Raw genomic sequence first — 17,053 nt, 5'->3', positions numbered from 1 at the left:
AAATCAATCATGCAAACCATCCTATATGCCGGGCTCCGGAACGCTGCTCGTGATCAGGCTATTGCCGCGATGCTTGATAGTGAGCCTGCTGAGAATGTTGCCGCTCAATTCAAGCTCTCCCAGTCAGCCATATACGCAGCCCGTCGACGGATCAGCAGCTTGACCACGTTCGACCTGACGCTTGATGGGGGGGGTAGCCCGGTCGGTATTGGCAAAGTCGCCGCCGAATCGTTCCGCAAAGCTGCGCTCGGCGCGTACCGCAACTATCACGGCACGTTCCGACACCTGGATTTGCCTTGCTGGGTGATCGTCGACGGCGACAACCGAATCCCGATCATGGATTTGCGCAAAATCGATACCGGCGAAGAGGCCGCATAGCCCTACGTACCGTTATCGGCACGGCGATATCGCCCAAGGTCTACGTGAATCCCCGTAGACCCCCGCCACTCCCCAGCCTAAGGACACCCCATGCCCACCAATCAAGACGAAACCCTACAACAACGCTACGCCCGAGATCATCAGGACTACCTGAAGCTTTGCGGCAGCATGACCGCCGAGCAAGTGGCTGACCTTCAGTTACAGTTGAATAATGCGCTGGCTGGGGAGGCGAAGGTATGAGTGAAGTGAAGCTCAGAATCAACTGGAACATGCAAGAATTTTACCCTGATACAGATGGCCAGTACGTCCTTGCCTCTGACTACGACGCCGCACTAGCTCGCGAGGCTGCGTTGCGTGAAGAGCTGGAGTCATTTAAAGACCGTCGTTTTGCCGCTAGGCTGGAGAAGGACGAACTGCGCAAGCGCCTGACCATCGCCGAGCAGCGGAATGCGGAGTTGGTCGAGTTGCTTCAGGAATGCGTGAACGTGGTCAGGTTCGGTGAGGATTTTGACCTTCCTATTACCACCATGGCTCGCATTGATGCGCTGCTGACCAACTCCACCGAATCGGGAGCAAGCGAATGAGCAAGCTCATTTGGATACTTCGCGCAGCGCTGCATATGCGCAGCATCACAGGTTACTGGTCACCGAGAAATCTGGCGTTTTGCTGGGAAACTGCCGCCGTTATCTATGACAACTACGAGTACGAAGGGCGAGTTGACGAAATTGGTGATCCGGCCGAAGAGATTAATGAAGAGCTAAGCAATTGGGGCCAGTGACCATGAATAACGACAAGATTGAGGCGTCGCGGGAGTTGCTACCGTGCCCTTTCTGCGGCAACAAATGCGAAGAGCGAACCGAGCAGGGCTGGTTTGCTTGTTCGAGCAATGACTGTCCTGCATGGCATTTACAGGCACTGGCAGAAGACTGGAATAAACGAGCCGCCCAGTACCTGGGCGAGCCGGTGGCGCACCTCGCGTTCGAAGACACTTTCTACGGAACCAACGGACCGGAAGTAGGCGACTTCGATATCCAGTACGACCACGAGGCTTGCGAGAAATTGGCGAAAGCTTACCCAGGGCAACAAGTCGCCCTCTACGCCGAGCAGTCCGCGCCGGTTGCGGTTGATGCCGCTAAAGCCTTTGCCAAAGGGTTCAATACTCTGGAGCAGGCCGGAGGAAAGTACCGGATCAATATGCAGTTCGCCAACCGCGACGACGCATGGGCTGCATATGGCGCACTCAGCAAGCTGAATAACAGCCTCAACACCAAGTAACCCCTCCCCCAATTAAAAGTCAGCCGCTATAGCGGTAAGGACGAAGTCATGCCCAAAGAAAAATATCCGCTCGCCGTCGAGAGCGTCGGCGGTGACACCTACATCGTGATGAGCCGCGGGCACCACGACCTGCGCGAATTCATGGCCGAAGTCGTCAAGGATTACGACGGCTGGAATCTCGGAGGCGCCCAGCATGTATGGATCAAAACCACACCTGCGAAAGGTGGCTGGAACTACAACATCGTCGACCAGAACACGCGCGGCGCATGGCCTGCGACGTACTGCTGGGAGTATGGCGAGGGGTATGAAGAGTGGCGCGAGGTGACGCCATGATTACCACCCTCTGGTTCGCCTGCGTCTTCATCTACAAGGTGCCCAGGCCATGAATGCGCAAGTCCTCGACCCCTGCTGCGGAAGCCGCATGTTCTGGTTCGATAAGGATGACCAGCGAGCCCTATTCGGCGATATCCGCGACGAGCAGCACATCCTGTGTGATGGCCGGGTGCTGAAGGTTGAGCCGAACGTGATCATGGACTTTCGCTCGCTGCCCTTCGAAGACGGCACGTTCAAGCTGGTCGTGTTCGACCCGCCACACCTGACCCGGGCGGGTGTCGACAGCTGGATGCGCGCCAAATACGGAATGCTAACCAGTGATTGGCGCGAGGATCTCCGCCAAGGCTTCGCTGAATGCTTTCGCGTCCTTGAGCCGGAAGGAATCCTGATCTTCAAATGGAACGAGACCCAGGTGCTGGTCAGCGAATTACTCGCGCTCACCGATCAGAAGCCGCTGTTTGGCCACAAATCTGGAAAGCGTGAAAAGACACACTGGTTCACGTTCATGAAGCAGCAATCCACCGCTTCAGCCTAAACCCAAATTCAACTACCAGCCTGCCAGCGAATGGCGGCCGAGGATTTCTGCATGTCCGGAATAGAACGAATCATTGAAGCCCTGACGGCGGCGCCTGAGCCTGCCGTCGAGGTCGTGGCGCTTGAGCGATCAACCGTCGAGAGCATCCTGATCGAGCTTGAAGAAAAGGATCCACTGCGACCAGTAGTGGTTTACCTGCGCGCCAGACTCAGCGAACCGAAGGTTGAGCTCTGGGCAATCCACAGCGTAGGTCCGGGCGAGGAGTACCCCTGCCTCAACAAGGAAGACGCCGAGCGCCGAGCGCAAGAGCTTCGAGCTATGGGCGACATGATGAAGGCTGAGCGCATCACGCGCGGCGAAAGTGTTGAGCTCTGGAACGACTGGGTAACGAACGTTATCCCCTCCCCATGGGAGCCAGCCGAACACTTCGAAATCATGGCAGAGGAATGGATGGACGACGCTGACCAGCTCCGCACTGAGCTGATCAAGGTGACAGATGCGCGCAAAGAACTGCTCGAAAGCCTCACCAACCTCGTCGGTCTGGCCAGGCTCGGCGCCGCGCAACTCGGCAAGTACCACGCGGCCCTTGCTCACGCTGAAGCAGTAATCGCCAAAGCTACCCAATAACCACCTTCTGTCGCCACGCGCGGCATGGAGCAGTACGCGTATGTCTTCGAAAAAACCATTGCTCTTGGATGGCCTTGAATCATTTCAGGTCGATAAGATCCCTGAATCAAAGTTGGCCGAGCTGATCGGTACAACCTCCAGAGCGCTTGAGTACAAGCGGCTCACCGGAATCATCCCGCAAGGCGTCTGGGAGAAAGTTAACGGACGCATCATGTTCAGCTTGGAGCGATACAACGCATGGGCAGAAAATCAATGGGTCTCCCTGATGGCGTCGAGGCCCGTGGCGAAGCGGTCCGCATCCGTTTTACGTGGAACGGCCAGCGCCGAAGTGAACCGACTCCCCATAAGCCGACCGCGAAAGGGCTCGCCTCGGCAGGCAGTCTCTGTGCTCGTGTAAAGGAAATGATCAAGCTGGGCGTCATGACTGACGATATGTACGCCCAGATGTTCCCGAATTCGAATTACAACCTGGACCGCAAGACCCCGACGTTCGGGGAGTTCTCGCAGACATGGCTTAATAGCCGGGATATCGTGAAGGAGACGCGCGACAACTACCTGACGATCCTGAATGGCGTGTGGATGCCTACTTTGTCGAGCAGGCGAATCGATGACATCACCTCGGCCGACATCCGCAAAATCGTGGCTTCCATCGAGTGGGATTCACCGGGGATTCGCCGCAATGCGATGGACAAGCTGTCGAGCGTGCTGGCCACCGCCGTGATGGACGGCCATATGCCGCGTAACCCATGCAAGTCCATGCCGCGCGCAAAGCTGCCGAAACGCCAAGTTGACCCATTTGAACGTGACGAGGCGGAGCGGATTATCGCCAGCATGTACGAAGCGCTTGTTGGCCGTACGCGGATCTATGCAGCTTATTTTGAGTTTTGTTTTTTTACAGGCATGCGTCCCGGTGAAGTCCGGGCGCTGAAGTGGTCAGAGGTAAGCGAGGAGAAAAAGAGGGTGCACGTCTGCAGGCAGATCGTGAAAGGCAAGCTGGTCGAGCGAATCAAGACCAAGACTGTTCGGGATGTGTTGCTGAATGATCGAGCACTTCATGCTATCGAGGTGGCGCGCTCGATGGCTCGCGACGGTGCGGAGTTCGTGTTTGCCACGGCAAAGGGACCTGGAAGCTGGATTGCATCCGACAGCACGACCAAGAAATATTTCATGGCAGCCCTATCCAGACTTGGCATTCGCCGTCGCCGTCAATATGACTGCCGCCATACCTACGCGACGATGTGCCTGATGGCGAACATGAACACAGCCTTTATTGCCAACCAGCTTGGTCACAGTGTACAAATGCTGCTCTCGACCTATGCGAAGTGGATCAACTCTACGTCGGATTGGGCTGAGCTGAGTAAGCTATAAATGTCCACTTTGGCCCACTATTGGCCCGTGGCAATTTAGAAGCAGCTAGAAACCCTTACAGATCAAAGGCGCTATTGGCAATACGCGACATTTGCTTATAACATCGCGCCTTTCCCTATTCGTCGCCCCGTGCGGCTTTCGCCGCAGGTCTCGCCCGTTTTCCTGATAAAACCCGGCTTTGAGTATCTGCGGTCTGTTGCAAAAAGGTAGTTAATGATGAGCGCAAGGCACTTTCTCTCGATGATGGATTACACGCCAGAAGAGCTAGTCAGCGTGATTCGTCGCGGCATAGAGCTGAAGGACCTGCGTAACCGCGGCGTACTCTTCGAGCCACTGAAAAACCGGGTTCTCGGCATGATTTTCGAGAAATCCTCGACGCGGACGCGTATTTCGTTCGAAGCAGGGATGATCCAGCTGGGCGGTCAGGCGATCTTTTTGTCGCCTCGCGACACCCAGCTGGGTCGAGGCGAACCGATCAGCGACTGCGCTAAAGTCATGTCGCGCATGGTCGATGCGGTGATGATCCGGACGTTCGCCCATAGCAACCTGACGGAGTTTGCCGCCAACTCCCGCGTGCCCGTGATCAACGGCCTTTCCGATGACCTGCACCCCTGCCAGCTGCTGGCAGACATGCAAACCTTTCTCGAACATCGCGGTTCGATTCAGGGCAAAACCGTGGCATGGATCGGCGATGGCAACAACATGTGTAACAGCTATATAGAAGCCGCGATCCAGTTCGATTTTCAGCTACGTGTCGCCTGCCCCGAAGGTTATGAGCCCAACGCCGAATTCCTCGCACTGGCCGGTGACAGGGTCAGCGTCGTTCGAGATCCTCGGCTAGCCGTGGCGGGAGCACACCTGGTCAGCACCGATGTCTGGACCTCTATGGGTCAGGAAGAGGAAACCGCCAAGCGACTGGCCTTGTTCGCCCCCTTCCAAGTGACGCGCGAGTTGCTTGATCTGGCCGCCGAAGACGTCCTGTTCATGCATTGTCTGCCCGCTCACCGTGGCGAAGAAATCAGCCTCGATCTGCTCGACGACCCTCGGGCTGTGGCCTGGGATCAAGCCGAAAATCGCCTGCACGCGCAAAAAGCACTGCTTGAGTTTCTGGTCGAGCCGGCCTACCACCACGCATGAGCCAGCCTTTACTGCTGAATCTGCGCAATCTGGCGTGTGGCTATCAGGATCAACGGGTGGTGCAGGACCTTAACCTGCACCTCAATACCGGCGATATCGGCTGTTTGTTGGGCTCCTCAGGGTGCGGCAAGACCACCACACTGCGAGCCATCGCCGGTTTTGAGCCGGTGTATGAAGGTGAAATCACGCTGGCTGGCGAAGTGATCTCGCGCCCAGGCTTCACCCTGGCGCCCGAGAAGCGCCGGATCGGCATGGTCTTTCAGGACTACGCGCTGTTCCCGCACTTGAGTGTCGCGGAAAACATCGGCTTCGGCATTCGCAAACACCCCCGCCTCAAGCAGGTCACCGACGAACTGCTCGAACTGGTCAACCTCGGCACGCTGGGCAAACGTTACCCGCATGAGTTGTCAGGCGGCCAACAACAGCGTGTCGCACTGGCTCGAGCCTTGGCACCGGAGCCTCAGCTGCTGTTACTGGATGAGCCGTTTTCCAACCTTGACGGTGAGCTGCGGCGGCGCCTCAGTCATGAAGTCCGCGAGATCCTCAAGGCACGTGGCACCAGCGCAATTCTGGTGACTCACGATCAGGAGGAAGCCTTTGCTGTCAGCGATCACGTCGGTGTCTTCAAAGAGGGACGCCTTGAGCAGTGGGATACGCCCTACAACCTCTATCACGAACCGCTGACCCCCTTCGTTGCCAGCTTTATCGGTAAGGGCTATTTCATTCGTGGGCAACTCGTCAGCCCGGAAGCAGTGCAGACCGAGCTGGGCCTGTTGCGTGGCAATCGCGCCTACATGTGGGCGATCGGTAGCGCCGTGGATGTGCTGCTAAGACCAGATGACATCGTCTACGCGCCAGACAGCACACTCAAGACGCACGTTGTGAGCAAGACCTTTCAAGGCGCCTCGACACTGTATCGACTGCAAATGCCAACAGGCAGCCAACTGGAAGCGATCTTCCCCAGCCACGTCGACTATCGCGCAGGTGACGAGGTCGGGATTCGTGTGGCGGCTGATCATCTGGTGCTGTTCCAGGCCGCCGGCAGTCTCAGGTATATCTAACGCCTCTATCGGGGCATCAACCGAGCAATAACTTCCCGCTCGCCACCAAGGTTGCATGCCCACCGATTTTGACCCGCCCTCCCTCCAGTCGACAGAACAGTTCGCCGCCACGGGCCGAGCATTGGTAGGCGGTCAACCCCTGCTTGCCAAGACGCTTCGACCAATAGGGGATCAAGCTGCAGTGGGTCGAGCCGGTCACCGGGTCTTCGGGGATACCGATGGCCGGTGCGAAGTAGCGGGAGACAAAATCATGCTGGGTGCCCATGGCCGTGACGATAACGCCTGGCCACGGTAAACGCGCCAGCGCGGCCATATCGGGCGTGCAGTCGCGCACCGCCTGTTCGGACTCCAGGACCACCAGCAACTCGGTCGAGCCCAACACATCGACGATATCGACGCCCAGCGCGCGCTGAAGCTCGACAGTTACCCCCACTTCGTGGGGCATCAGGGCCGGAAAGTCCAGCAACAACCGATCGTTTTCGCGGGTGACGCTCATGGCGCCGGACTTGCCAATAAAATCTATCCGCTCGACCGGCTCTTTGTAGACCTCGAACAACACGTAAGCGCTGGCCAGGGTGGCGTGACCACACAATGGGACTTCGGTGGCTGGAGTGAACCAGCGGATGTGCCAGCCCTGAGCTTCACGGACCAGAAACGCGGTTTCCGCCAGGTTGTGCTCGGCAGCAATCTGCTGCATCAACTCATCCGCCAGCCAGGCATCCAGTCGATAAACCATCGCCGGGTTGCCACTGAACGGGCGGTTACTGAAAGCGTCAACCTGGTGAAATTCAAGCTGCATGAGTGGGCCCATCCCTGACATTAGTTGCCCCAGCATGCGCGTCCGCCGGATGCACCGCCAGTCACAGAACGTGTCGTTATCGACAATACAGAGCGCTAGGCGCGACCAATCCCGGAAAATGTTGCCTGGGTGAGCCCGGCCAGTACGGCAGCCGAAAGCTCCACCTCCAGGCCTCGACGCCCGGCGCTGACGAAGAGAGTGGCGAAGGACTGTGCCGATTGATCGATGAAAGTACGCAATCTCTTCTTCTGCCCTAACGGGCTAATGCCGCCCAATAAATAGCCTGTGGCGCGCTGAGCAGCTGCGGGATCAGCCATTTCGACTTTTTTTGCCCCCGCTGCATGCGCCAGCGCTTTGAGATCAAGACTTCCGACGACCGGGACCACCGCCACCAGCAATTCGCCTTTTTCAGTCACTGCCAACAGGGTTTTGAACACCTGCGCAGGCTCCAGACCAAGCTTCTCAGCCGCCTCCAGACCATAAGAGGCCGCCTTCGGGTCGTGTTCATAACTGTGCACACGGTGATCTGCGCGAACTTTTTTCAACAAATCCAATGCGGGGGTCATGCAGCTCTCCGGGATGTCGCGGGACGTTGAGATCAAGACGCCTACTTTAGGACATCTCCAGCCAAAACACCTTATCGGCAGCGATATTCAAGCTATGTCGCCGTCATGGACGGTACCAAAAAAAATTTCAGGTCAGCAATAAGATGTTTCCTACATAGAAATGGGCAACGAACTAAAGACTGGCGGTCAGATTATGGCCTATGGTTCACTTTCGACCTTTGACAGCATTCTTTCTTGTCTATATTTTTTCGATAACGAATATTTTCGATTTGGTGGTGACTAAGGATCGTTGGCTGCTCGGAGGCGAGGACTTCTCTGATGTGGAAAAAAATAAGCGCTGATGACTTTCCTTCAGCGTTTTAGAACAACAAAAAAAGAGGTTTCCATGACAACGGCTATACCGCAACCCCTGCAACAACCCACGCTGACGGGTCAATGCCTGGCTGAATTTCTGGGCACCGCGTTGTTGATTTTTTTTGGTACCGGTTGTGTTGCAGCGCTCAAGGTCGCTGGCGCCAGCTTTGGATTGTGGGAAATCAGTATCATCTGGGGCATTGGCGTCAGCATGGCGATTTACCTGACCGCCGGCGTATCCGGCGCGCATCTCAATCCTGCAGTAAGCATTGCGTTATGTATTTTCGGTGACTTTGAAAAGAGAAAGCTGCCACTTTACATTCTCGCCCAAGTGACCGGCGCCTTTTGCGCGGCCGCGTTGGTGTACCTGCTCTACATCAGCCTGTTCTTCGAATTCGAACACGTACACCACATGATTCGCGGGACTCAAGCCAGTCTTGAGCTGGCTTCAATCTTTTCCACGTACCCCAATCCGGCGATATCCACCGGACAAGCCTTTTTGGTTGAAGTGGTGATCACCGCCATTCTCATGTGCGTGATCATGTCCCTGACCGACGACAACAACGGCTTGCCTCGAGGCCCGATGGCGCCGCTACTGATTGGCTTGTTGATCGCCGTGATTGGCAGCGCCATGGGACCACTGACCGGGTTTGCGATGAACCCGGCGCGGGATTTCGGTCCCAAGCTCATGACATTCTTCGCAGGCTGGGGTCCGATGGCGTTTACTGGCGGCCGTGAAATCCCCTACTTTCTGATCCCGATTTTCGCGCCAATCCTTGGTGCCTGTCTGGGCGCTGCAAGCTATCGCGGGCTGATCGCTCGCCACCTGCCCAGCGCCCTTGTTGTAGAGAATAAGGACGCTAACGTCGTTCGCAGCAAAGCTCAGGCTTCATCTTGAACCTCACCCATCCAGTGCAAGGCAATCGACATGACTGACACACAGAATAAGAACTACATCATTGCCCTTGACCAGGGTACGACCAGTTCACGCGCCATTATTTTCGACCGCGATGCCAACGTGGTCAGTTCCGCGCAAAGCGAGTTCGTCCAGCATTACCCGCAAGCGGGATGGGTCGAACATGACCCCATGGAAATCTTCGCCACCCAGACCGCGTGCATGACCAAGGCACTCGCGCAAGCTGATCTGCATCATGATCAGATTGCGGCCATCGGCATCACCAATCAGCGGGAAACCACCGTCGTATGGGAAAAAGAAACCGGCCGCCCTATCTACAACGCGATTGTCTGGCAATGCCGCCGCAGCACCGAAATCTGTCAGCAACTCAAGCGTGACGGACTGGAAGACTACATCAAGGAAACGACAGGGCTGGTCACCGACCCCTACTTCTCCGGCACCAAGCTCAAGTGGATTCTCGATCACGTCGAAGGCAGCCGAGAGCGCGCACGCAAAGGCGAGCTGCTGTTCGGCACCATTGATAGCTGGCTGATCTGGAAATTCACCGGCGGCAAGGTTCACGTCACCGACTACACCAACGCCTCGCGCACCCTGCTCTTCAATATTCATACCCTGGAATGGGATGAAAAAATGCTGAAGGTGCTGGATATTCCACGCGAGATGCTGCCTGAGGTACGGTCCTCCTCTGAGGTTTACGGCCACAGCAAAAGCGGCATCCCTATCGCCGGTATTGCGGGAGACCAGCAAGCGGCCTTGTTCGGCCAGATGTGCGTTGAACCCGGTCAGGCCAAGAACACCTACGGCACCGGCTGCTTCCTGTTGATGAATACCGGAAAGAAAGCCGTGAAGTCGCAACACGGCATGCTGACCACCATCGCCTGCGGACCGCGCGGCGAAGTCGCTTATGCCCTTGAAGGCGCTGTGTTCAACGGTGGCTCCACCATCCAGTGGCTGCGAGACGAACTGAAACTCATCAATGACGCGCTGGACACCGAGTACTTCGCCGGCAAGGTCAAGGACAGCAATGGCGTCTACCTCGTCCCCGCCTTTACCGGACTGGGCGCGCCGTACTGGGACCCGTATGCCCGTGGTGCATTGTTCGGCCTGACGCGCGGGGTCAAGGTCGACCACATCATTCGTGCCGCGCTTGAATCGATCGCCTACCAGACGCGTGACGTGCTGGACGCCATGCAGCAGGATTCCGGCGAGCGCCTCAAAGCCTTGCGTGTGGACGGCGGCGCTGTGGCCAACAACTTTTTAATGCAGTTCCAGGCCGACATTCTCGGGACGATGGTCGAACGTCCGCAAATGCGTGAAACCACCGCACTGGGCGCTGCTTATCTCGCCGGCCTGGCCATCGGTTTCTGGGGCAGCCTGGACGAGTTGCGCAGCAAAGCGGTGATCGAGCGCGAATTCGAACCGCAACTTGCCGAAGAGGAAAGAGAAAAACTCTATGCCGGCTGGAAAAAAGCCGTGAGCCGCACCCGCGATTGGGAACCGCACGAAGAAAGCAACTGATCGACGACTGCCCGCAAGGGCGGGGAGCGGTATGAGTTTCCGGCTGACAGCGCTATTAGGCTGCGGCATGATGGTCGCCATTCGTTTGGCAGCCCGATAGGAAAATCAAAACAATGAACCTGCCTCCCCGCCAGCAGCAGATCCTCGAGCTGGTACGCGAACGCGGCTATGTCAGCATTGAAGAAATGGCTCAGCTGTTTGTCGTGACCCCGCAAACCATCCGCCGTGATATCAATCAATTGGCGGAAATGAGCCTGTTGCGCCGCTACCATGGCGGCGCAGCCTATGACTCGAGCATCGAGAACACAGCCTACGCCATGCGTGCAGACCAGATGCGCGACGAGAAACAACGGATCGCCGAGGCCATTGCCGCGCAGATCCCGGACCACGCCTCGCTGTTCATCAATATCGGCACCACCACCGAATCCATTGCCCGCGCGCTGCTGAATCACAACAACCTGAAAATCATCACCAACAACCTGCATGTGGCCTCGATCCTCAGCGCCAAGGATGACTTTGAAGTCCTGCTGGCTGGCGGCACTGTTCGCCGCGATGGCGGCGTGGTGGGTCAAGCCTGTGTCGACTTCATCAATCAGTTCAAAGTCGACTTCGCCTTGGTCGGTATTAGCGGCATTGATGAAGACGGCAGTTTGCTGGACTTTGATTATCAGGAAGTACGGGTGTCCCAGGCGATCATCGCCAACGCCCGAAAAGTACTGTTGGCCGCCGACTCCAGCAAGTTCGGACGCAACGCCATGGTCCGCCTGGGACCGATCAGCCTGATCGACTGCCTGGTCACCGACGAGGCCCCCGTCCCTGCGCTGATGCAGTTATTGACCCAGTACAAGATTCGTCTGGAAGTGGTCTGACCTCCCGACATCTATCTATCGTCTGACATTCAGCTTTCATCGCGAATAAATTCGTCCCCCCAGAGACCACAAACGCTCTATGGGAGCGAGTTCATTCGCCAGGGACGCGACGCGCGCGTGCCTGGCACACTGAATTAAAATGTTCGAATTTATTCACTTACCTCCCCTCCCATCAGTATTTTCAATGAATGCAGACTGGATGCGCGCTCTTTATTGCGCTATGATTTTCGAAATTGAACATAAATGTTCGGATTCGCCGTTCGAAGCTATGTTTTGAAGATCCAGACAGGAGGCCATCAAATGCCCCACACCACCTTGCCCGTGCCACCGCTTTCCGAAATCTACGACATCGCCGTCATTGGCGGTGGTATCAATGGCGTAGGGATAGCCGCGGACGCTGCCGGTCGCGGTTTATCGGTGTTCCTTTGCGAAAAGGATGACTTGGCCAGCCATACATCATCAGCCAGCAGCAAGCTGATCCATGGTGGACTGCGCTATCTCGAACATTATGAGTTTCGCCTGGTACGAGAAGCGCTCGCCGAACGTGAAGTGCTGCTGGCCAAAGCGCCGCATATCGTCAAGCCGATGCGCTTCGTGCTCCCTCATCGTCCGCATCTGCGCCCTGCGTGGATGATCCGTGCCGGCCTGTTCTTGTATGATCATCTGGGCAAGCGGGAAAAACTGCCCGCCTCGCGCAGCCTGCGCTTTGGCAGCGACAGCCCGCTAAACGCGACGATAACCCGTGGTTTCGAATACTCCGATTGCTGGGTCGACGACGCCCGCCTGGTGGTACTCAACGCCATGGCCGCGCGTGAAAACGGCGCGCACGTTCATACCCAAACGCGCTGCATCAACGCCCGTCGCAGTAAGGGCCTGTGGCACATGAACATGGAACGTTCCGACGGCAGCCTGTTTTCCATTCGCGCCAAAGCGCTGGTCAACGCCGCCGGGCCTTGGGTTGCCAAATTCATTCGTGATGACCTTAAACTCGACTCCCCTTACGGGATCCGCCTGATTCAGGGCAGCCACCTGATCGTGCCCAAACTGTACGAGGGCGAAAACGCGTTCATTCTGCAAAACGAAGATCAGCGCATCGTCTTCACGATTCCTTACCTGGAACGCTTCACCATCATTGGCACCACGGACCGTGAATATCAGGGCGATCCGAGCAAGGTGACGATTACCGAAGACGAAATCGACTACCTGCTCAAAGTGGTCAATGAGCACTTCAAGAAACAACTGAGCCGCAGCGACATCGTGCGAACCTACTCGGGCGTTCGTCCGCTGTGCAATGACGAATCGGACAACCCTTCGGCGGTGACCCGCGATTACACGCTGTCACTCTCGGGCAGCGCTGAAGAAGCACCGATCCTATCGGTGTTCGGCGGCAAGTTGACGACTTATCGCAAGCTGGCTGAATCGGCGATGACCCACCTTGCGCCCTTCTTCCCGCACATGAAACCAAGCTGGACCGCCACTGCCAGCCTGCCCGGGGGCGAAGACATGAGCACGCCACAGGCCCTGAGTGATGAATTGACGAAACGCTTCGACTGGCTGCCAAGCGACGTTGCCCAGCGCTGGGCCCGCACCTACGGCAGCCGCAGCTGGCGCCTGCTCGAAGGTGTGCAGAGCCTCGCCGATATGGGCGAGCACCTCGGGGGCGGCCTCTACACCCGCGAAGTCGATTATCTGTGCAGCGAGGAATGGGCTCTGGATGCCGAAGACATTCTTTGGCGTCGCAGCAAGTTGGGTCTATTCACCACACCGAGCGAGCAGGTGCGCGTGCAGGACTACCTCAACACGGTCACGCGCAATAAAAGCAGCATCGAAGCCGCCTGACCCTCCCCGCCAACAGCCTCCTCGCAAAGGGGAGGTTGTTGTGCAGCAGCCTCAAGTCATTCGGTTTTCCGAACGCGCTGCCCCGATTAGTTCGGACTGCCGGACGCGGCCAGATTCTCCTGCGTCATAGCATCAAATAAAAACGATACAAATCAATAGTTTAATCCTTATCTCCGCTTTGGCATGAGTCATGCTCTACACTCAATGTCGAATGTGCCGACTGTAGCGTGCGCCTGATTGGGCCGCCGTTGAACACACTCGTTTATTCAGAGGACCTCCACACAGGTCCCCATAAAAAAAACAAAGCCGAGGATCAACTGATGCGCATCGTTCCCCATATTTTGGGCGCAGCAATCGCTGCCGCTCTGATTAGCACTCCAGTTTTCGCTGCCGAACTCACCGGCACACTGAAGAAAATCAAAGAGTCTGGCACCATCACCCTCGGACACCGCGACGCCTCCATCCCGTTCTCCTATATCGCTGACGCTTCCGGGATTCCGGTCGGCTACTCCCACGATATCCAGCTGAAAGTCGTCGAAGCCATCAAGAAAGACCTGGCCATGCCTGACCTGAAGGTCAAATACAACCTGGTCACGTCGCAAACCCGTATCCCGCTGGTGCAAAACGGCACTGTAGACCTTGAGTGCGGTTCCACCACCAACAACGCCGAACGCGGTCAACAAGTTGACTTCTCAGTAGGCATCTTCGAAATCGGGACGCGCCTGCTGGCCAAAAAAGACTCTCCGTACAAAGACTTCGCCGATCTGAAAGGCAAGAACGTCGTGACCACTGCGGGCACCACGTCCGAGCGCATCATCAAATCGATGAACGCCGACAAGCAGATGGGCATGAATGTCATCTCTGCCAAGGACCATGGCGAATCCTTCAACATGCTCGAGTCCGGCCGTGCGGTCGCGTTCATGATGGATGATGCACTGCTCGCAGGCGAAATGGCCAAAGCCAAGAAGCCTGATGACTGGGCAGTGACCGGCACCGCGCAGTCCTATGAAATCTACGGCTGCATGGTTCGTAAAGACGACGCCCCGTTCAAGAAAGCTGTCGATGACGCGATCAAGGCAACCTTCACCTCGGGCGAGATCAACACGATCTACGCCAAGTGGTTCATGCAGCCGATCCCGCCGAAGGGTCTGAACCTGAACTTCCCGATGAGCGACGAGCTGAAAAACCTGATCGCCAACCCTACCGATAAGCCAGCTCCCGACAAAGCCATCTAAGCACTGGTTAATCTTCACTTGGGCACGCAAACGCGCGCTCAAGTGAACGACGGTGCCTGTGAATCGATCAAACTGAGGGGAGACCCTGATGAATTACAACTGGGACTGGGGCGTATTCCTCAAGTCCACCGGTATCGGCAAAGAAATCTATCTGGACTGGTACCTCACCGGTCTGGGCTGGACCATCGCTATTGCCGTCGCCGCCTGGATCATCGCTTTACTGCTGGGCTCTGTGCTCGGGGTCATGCGTACTGTGCCTAACCGCTGGGTGTCGGGCATTGCCACGGTTTACGTGGAACTTTTCCGCAATGTTCCGCTGCTGGTGCAATTGTTTATCTGGTACTTCCTGGTGCCGGATTTGCTGCCTGACAACCTTCAGCAGTGGTACAAGCAAGACCTCAACCCCACGACATCGGCTTTTCTAAGCGTCGTGGTCTGTCTTGGCCTGTTCACTGCTGCACGGGTTTGCGAACAAGTGCGCACCGGTATCCAGGCGCTGCCTGGCGGCCAGGAATCGGCGGCCAGAGCCATGGGCTTCAAACTGCCACAGATCTACTGGAACGTGCTGCTGCCCCAGGCCTATCGCATCATCATTCCACCCCTGACCTCGGAATTCCTGAACGTCTTCAAGAACTCGTCCGTAGCCTCGTTGATCGGCCTTATGGAGCTGCTTGCGCAGACCAAACAGACCGCCGAGTTCTCCGCCAACCTGTTCGAAGCCTTCACCTTGGCGACGCTGATCTACTTCACCTTGAACATGAGCCTGATGCTGTTGATGCGCATGATCGAGAAGAAAATTGCAGTGCCCGGGCTGATTTCCCTGGGAGGTAAATAATGGACTTCAGTGGAATTGTTCCCGCCCTGCCGGGGATGTGGAACGGCATGATCTTGACCCTGCAACTGATGGCGCTGGGCGTCATCGGCGGCATTGCGCTTGGCACTGTCCTGGCATTGATGCGCTTGTCATCGAGCAAGTTGCTGGCAAGGCTCGCTGGCGCTTACGTGAACTACTTTCGCTCGATCCCGCTGCTGCTGGTAATCACCTGGTTCTATCTGGCGGTGCCGTTTGTGCTGCGCTGGATCACTGGCGAGGACACCCCGATCGGAGCGTTCACCTCCTGCCTGGTGGCGTTCATGATGTTCGAGGCCGCGTACTTCTGCGAAATCGTACGGGCCGGTGTCCAGTCCATCCCAAAAGGCCAGATGGGCGCAGCCCAGGCGTTAGGGATGAACTACGGGCAAATGATGCGTTTGATCATCCTGCCTCAGGCGTTTCGCAAAATGACCCCGCTGCTGCTGCAGCAGAGCATCATTTTGTTCCAGGACACGTCGCTGGTGTATGCAGTCGGCCTGGTGGACTTCCTCAATGCCACGCGCTCCAGTGGCGACATCATTGGCCGTTCCAATGAGTTCCTGATCTTCGCCGGTCTGGTGTATTTCACGATCAGCTTTGCCGCCTCGCTGCTGGTGAAGCGTCTGCAAAAAAGGTTTGCCGTATGATTTCCATCAAGAATATCAACAAGTGGTACGGAGACTTCCAGGTGCTGACTGACTGCAGCACCGAGGTCAAAAAAGGTGAAGTGGTGGTGGTTTGCGGCCCATCCGGCTCTGGCAAATCGACACTGATCAAGTGCGTGAACGCGCTGGAACCCTTCCAGAAGGGCGACATCATTGTCGATGGCACCTCGATCAGCGACCCCAAGACCAACCTGCCCAAACTGCGTTCGCGGGTCGGCATGGTGTTTCAGCATTTCGAACTGTTCCCGCACCTGAGCATCGTCGAAAACCTGACCATCGCCCAGATCAAGGTCCTTGGCCGCAGCAAGGCCGAAGCCACCGAAAAAGGCCTCAAGCTGCTTGAGCGTGTCGGCTTGTCCGCGCATGCCAACAAGCACCCGGGGCAACTTTCCGGTGGTCAGCAGCAACGTGTGGCGATTGCCCGGGCGTTGGCGATGGACCCGGTGGTCATGCTGTTCGATGAACCGACCTCGGCTTTGGACCCGGAAATGGTCAACGAAGTGCTCGACGTCATGGTGCAACTGGCCCACGAAGGCATGACCATGATGTGCGTGACCCATGAAATGGGCTTCGCCCGCAAAGTGGCGAACCGAGTGATCTTCATGGATCAGGGGCAAATCGTCGAAGATTGCGAGAAAGAAGAGTTCTTTGGTGATGTGACCGCACGCTCCGAGCGCGCCCAGCACTTCCTTGCCAAGATCCTGCAACACTAAGTAAGTCCGGCT

General features: G+C 56.8%; 21 protein-coding genes. 19 read left to right on the top strand and 2 right to left on the bottom strand.

Features of this window, described 5'->3' with window-relative positions:
- The first annotated feature begins 9 nt into the window (after nucleotides 1-9).
- The 11 genes from ACVBEG_RS02920 (at nucleotide 10) to ACVBEG_RS02870 (ending at nucleotide 6,714) form a co-directional block, all read left to right on the top strand.
- Nucleotides 10-378, top strand: a complete 369-nt coding sequence (locus ACVBEG_RS02920) for a hypothetical protein (RefSeq protein WP_447107334.1) — start codon at nucleotides 10-12, stop codon at nucleotides 376-378.
- Nucleotides 379-468: 90 nt separating this feature from the next.
- Nucleotides 469-618 (top strand): hypothetical protein, encoded by a 150-nt coding sequence (locus ACVBEG_RS02915; protein WP_447107333.1) that lies wholly within the window; start codon nucleotides 469-471, stop codon nucleotides 616-618.
- The gene (locus ACVBEG_RS02910) at nucleotides 615-962 is read left to right on the top strand and encodes a hypothetical protein (RefSeq protein ID WP_447107332.1); all 348 of its coding nucleotides are present in this window, start codon (nucleotides 615-617) and stop codon (nucleotides 960-962) included. The genes ACVBEG_RS02915 and ACVBEG_RS02910 overlap by 4 nt, the downstream gene beginning before the upstream one ends.
- A complete protein-coding gene (locus tag ACVBEG_RS02905; RefSeq protein WP_447107331.1) occupies nucleotides 959-1,156 on the top strand; it encodes a hypothetical protein in 198 nt (65 codons plus the stop codon). The genes ACVBEG_RS02910 and ACVBEG_RS02905 overlap by 4 nt, the downstream gene beginning before the upstream one ends.
- A gap of 2 nt (nucleotides 1,157-1,158) precedes the next feature.
- Nucleotides 1,159-1,653: a hypothetical protein gene (locus ACVBEG_RS02900; protein WP_447107330.1), complete on the top strand. Its 495-nt coding sequence runs from the start codon at nucleotides 1,159-1,161 to the stop codon at nucleotides 1,651-1,653.
- Between the two features lie 48 nt (nucleotides 1,654-1,701).
- The gene (locus tag ACVBEG_RS02895; protein WP_447107329.1) at nucleotides 1,702-1,986 is read left to right on the top strand and encodes a hypothetical protein; all 285 of its coding nucleotides are present in this window, start codon (nucleotides 1,702-1,704) and stop codon (nucleotides 1,984-1,986) included.
- 49 nt (nucleotides 1,987-2,035) lie between these two features.
- Nucleotides 2,036-2,521 carry an SAM-dependent methyltransferase gene (locus tag ACVBEG_RS02890; protein ID WP_447107328.1) on the top strand — a complete coding sequence of 162 codons (486 nt, stop codon included), beginning with the start codon at nucleotides 2,036-2,038 and terminating at the stop codon, nucleotides 2,519-2,521.
- A gap of 51 nt (nucleotides 2,522-2,572) precedes the next feature.
- Nucleotides 2,573-3,148, top strand: a complete 576-nt coding sequence (locus tag ACVBEG_RS02885; protein ID WP_447107327.1) for a hypothetical protein — start codon at nucleotides 2,573-2,575, stop codon at nucleotides 3,146-3,148.
- 237 nt (nucleotides 3,149-3,385) lie between these two features.
- Nucleotides 3,386-4,516 carry a tyrosine-type recombinase/integrase gene (locus tag ACVBEG_RS02880; protein WP_447107326.1) on the top strand — a complete coding sequence of 377 codons (1,131 nt, stop codon included), beginning with the start codon at nucleotides 3,386-3,388 and terminating at the stop codon, nucleotides 4,514-4,516.
- Between the two features lie 216 nt (nucleotides 4,517-4,732).
- A complete protein-coding gene (argF, locus tag ACVBEG_RS02875; RefSeq protein ID WP_322181438.1) occupies nucleotides 4,733-5,653 on the top strand; it encodes an ornithine carbamoyltransferase in 921 nt (306 codons plus the stop codon).
- Nucleotides 5,650-6,714: an ABC transporter ATP-binding protein gene (locus tag ACVBEG_RS02870; RefSeq protein WP_322181440.1), complete on the top strand. Its 1,065-nt coding sequence runs from the start codon at nucleotides 5,650-5,652 to the stop codon at nucleotides 6,712-6,714. The genes argF and ACVBEG_RS02870 overlap by 4 nt, the downstream gene beginning before the upstream one ends.
- A gap of 16 nt (nucleotides 6,715-6,730) precedes the next feature.
- On the opposite strand, the gene ACVBEG_RS02865 is transcribed toward ACVBEG_RS02870, so the two are convergent.
- Nucleotides 6,731-7,513, bottom strand: coding sequence for a PhzF family phenazine biosynthesis protein (locus ACVBEG_RS02865; RefSeq protein WP_322181442.1), 783 nt, complete (start codon nucleotides 7,511-7,513; stop codon nucleotides 6,731-6,733).
- A 95-nt stretch (nucleotides 7,514-7,608) separates the two neighbouring features.
- A complete protein-coding gene (ybaK, locus tag ACVBEG_RS02860; RefSeq protein WP_322181444.1) occupies nucleotides 7,609-8,079 on the bottom strand; it encodes a Cys-tRNA(Pro) deacylase in 471 nt (156 codons plus the stop codon).
- Nucleotides 8,080-8,464: 385 nt separating this feature from the next.
- Between ybaK and ACVBEG_RS02855 the strand changes: the two genes are divergently transcribed.
- The 8 genes from ACVBEG_RS02855 to ACVBEG_RS02820 all read left to right on the top strand — a co-directional run bounded on the left by ACVBEG_RS02855 (nucleotide 8,465) and on the right by ACVBEG_RS02820 (nucleotide 17,041).
- Nucleotides 8,465-9,331: an MIP/aquaporin family protein gene (locus tag ACVBEG_RS02855; RefSeq protein WP_322217606.1), complete on the top strand. Its 867-nt coding sequence runs from the start codon at nucleotides 8,465-8,467 to the stop codon at nucleotides 9,329-9,331.
- Nucleotides 9,332-9,361: 30 nt separating this feature from the next.
- Nucleotides 9,362-10,867, top strand: a complete 1,506-nt coding sequence (gene glpK, locus ACVBEG_RS02850; RefSeq protein ID WP_322181448.1) for a glycerol kinase GlpK — start codon at nucleotides 9,362-9,364, stop codon at nucleotides 10,865-10,867.
- A gap of 113 nt (nucleotides 10,868-10,980) precedes the next feature.
- Nucleotides 10,981-11,736, top strand: coding sequence for a DeoR/GlpR family transcriptional regulator (locus tag ACVBEG_RS02845; protein ID WP_219062058.1), 756 nt, complete (start codon nucleotides 10,981-10,983; stop codon nucleotides 11,734-11,736).
- Nucleotides 11,737-12,036: 300 nt separating this feature from the next.
- Nucleotides 12,037-13,575, top strand: a complete 1,539-nt coding sequence (gene glpD, locus ACVBEG_RS02840; RefSeq protein ID WP_322181451.1) for a glycerol-3-phosphate dehydrogenase — start codon at nucleotides 12,037-12,039, stop codon at nucleotides 13,573-13,575.
- Between the two features lie 320 nt (nucleotides 13,576-13,895).
- Entirely contained in the window at nucleotides 13,896-14,810 is a 915-nt protein-coding gene (locus tag ACVBEG_RS02835; protein WP_322181453.1) for a glutamate/aspartate ABC transporter substrate-binding protein, read from the top strand.
- 88 nt (nucleotides 14,811-14,898) lie between these two features.
- Nucleotides 14,899-15,645 carry an amino acid ABC transporter permease gene (locus ACVBEG_RS02830; protein WP_322181454.1) on the top strand — a complete coding sequence of 249 codons (747 nt, stop codon included), beginning with the start codon at nucleotides 14,899-14,901 and terminating at the stop codon, nucleotides 15,643-15,645.
- Nucleotides 15,642-16,310, top strand: coding sequence for an amino acid ABC transporter permease (locus ACVBEG_RS02825; RefSeq protein WP_322182827.1), 669 nt, complete (start codon nucleotides 15,642-15,644; stop codon nucleotides 16,308-16,310). Before ACVBEG_RS02830 ends, ACVBEG_RS02825 begins: the two co-directional genes overlap by 4 nt.
- A complete protein-coding gene (locus ACVBEG_RS02820) occupies nucleotides 16,307-17,041 on the top strand; it encodes an amino acid ABC transporter ATP-binding protein (RefSeq protein ID WP_219062062.1) in 735 nt (244 codons plus the stop codon). Before ACVBEG_RS02825 ends, ACVBEG_RS02820 begins: the two co-directional genes overlap by 4 nt.
- Nucleotides 17,042-17,053 lie beyond the last annotated feature (12 nt).

The organism is Pseudomonas sp. GG8 (assembly GCF_052976945.1).
The sequence above is the reverse complement of the archived record's forward strand: the minus strand, read 5'-3'. Positions and strand labels throughout refer to the sequence as shown.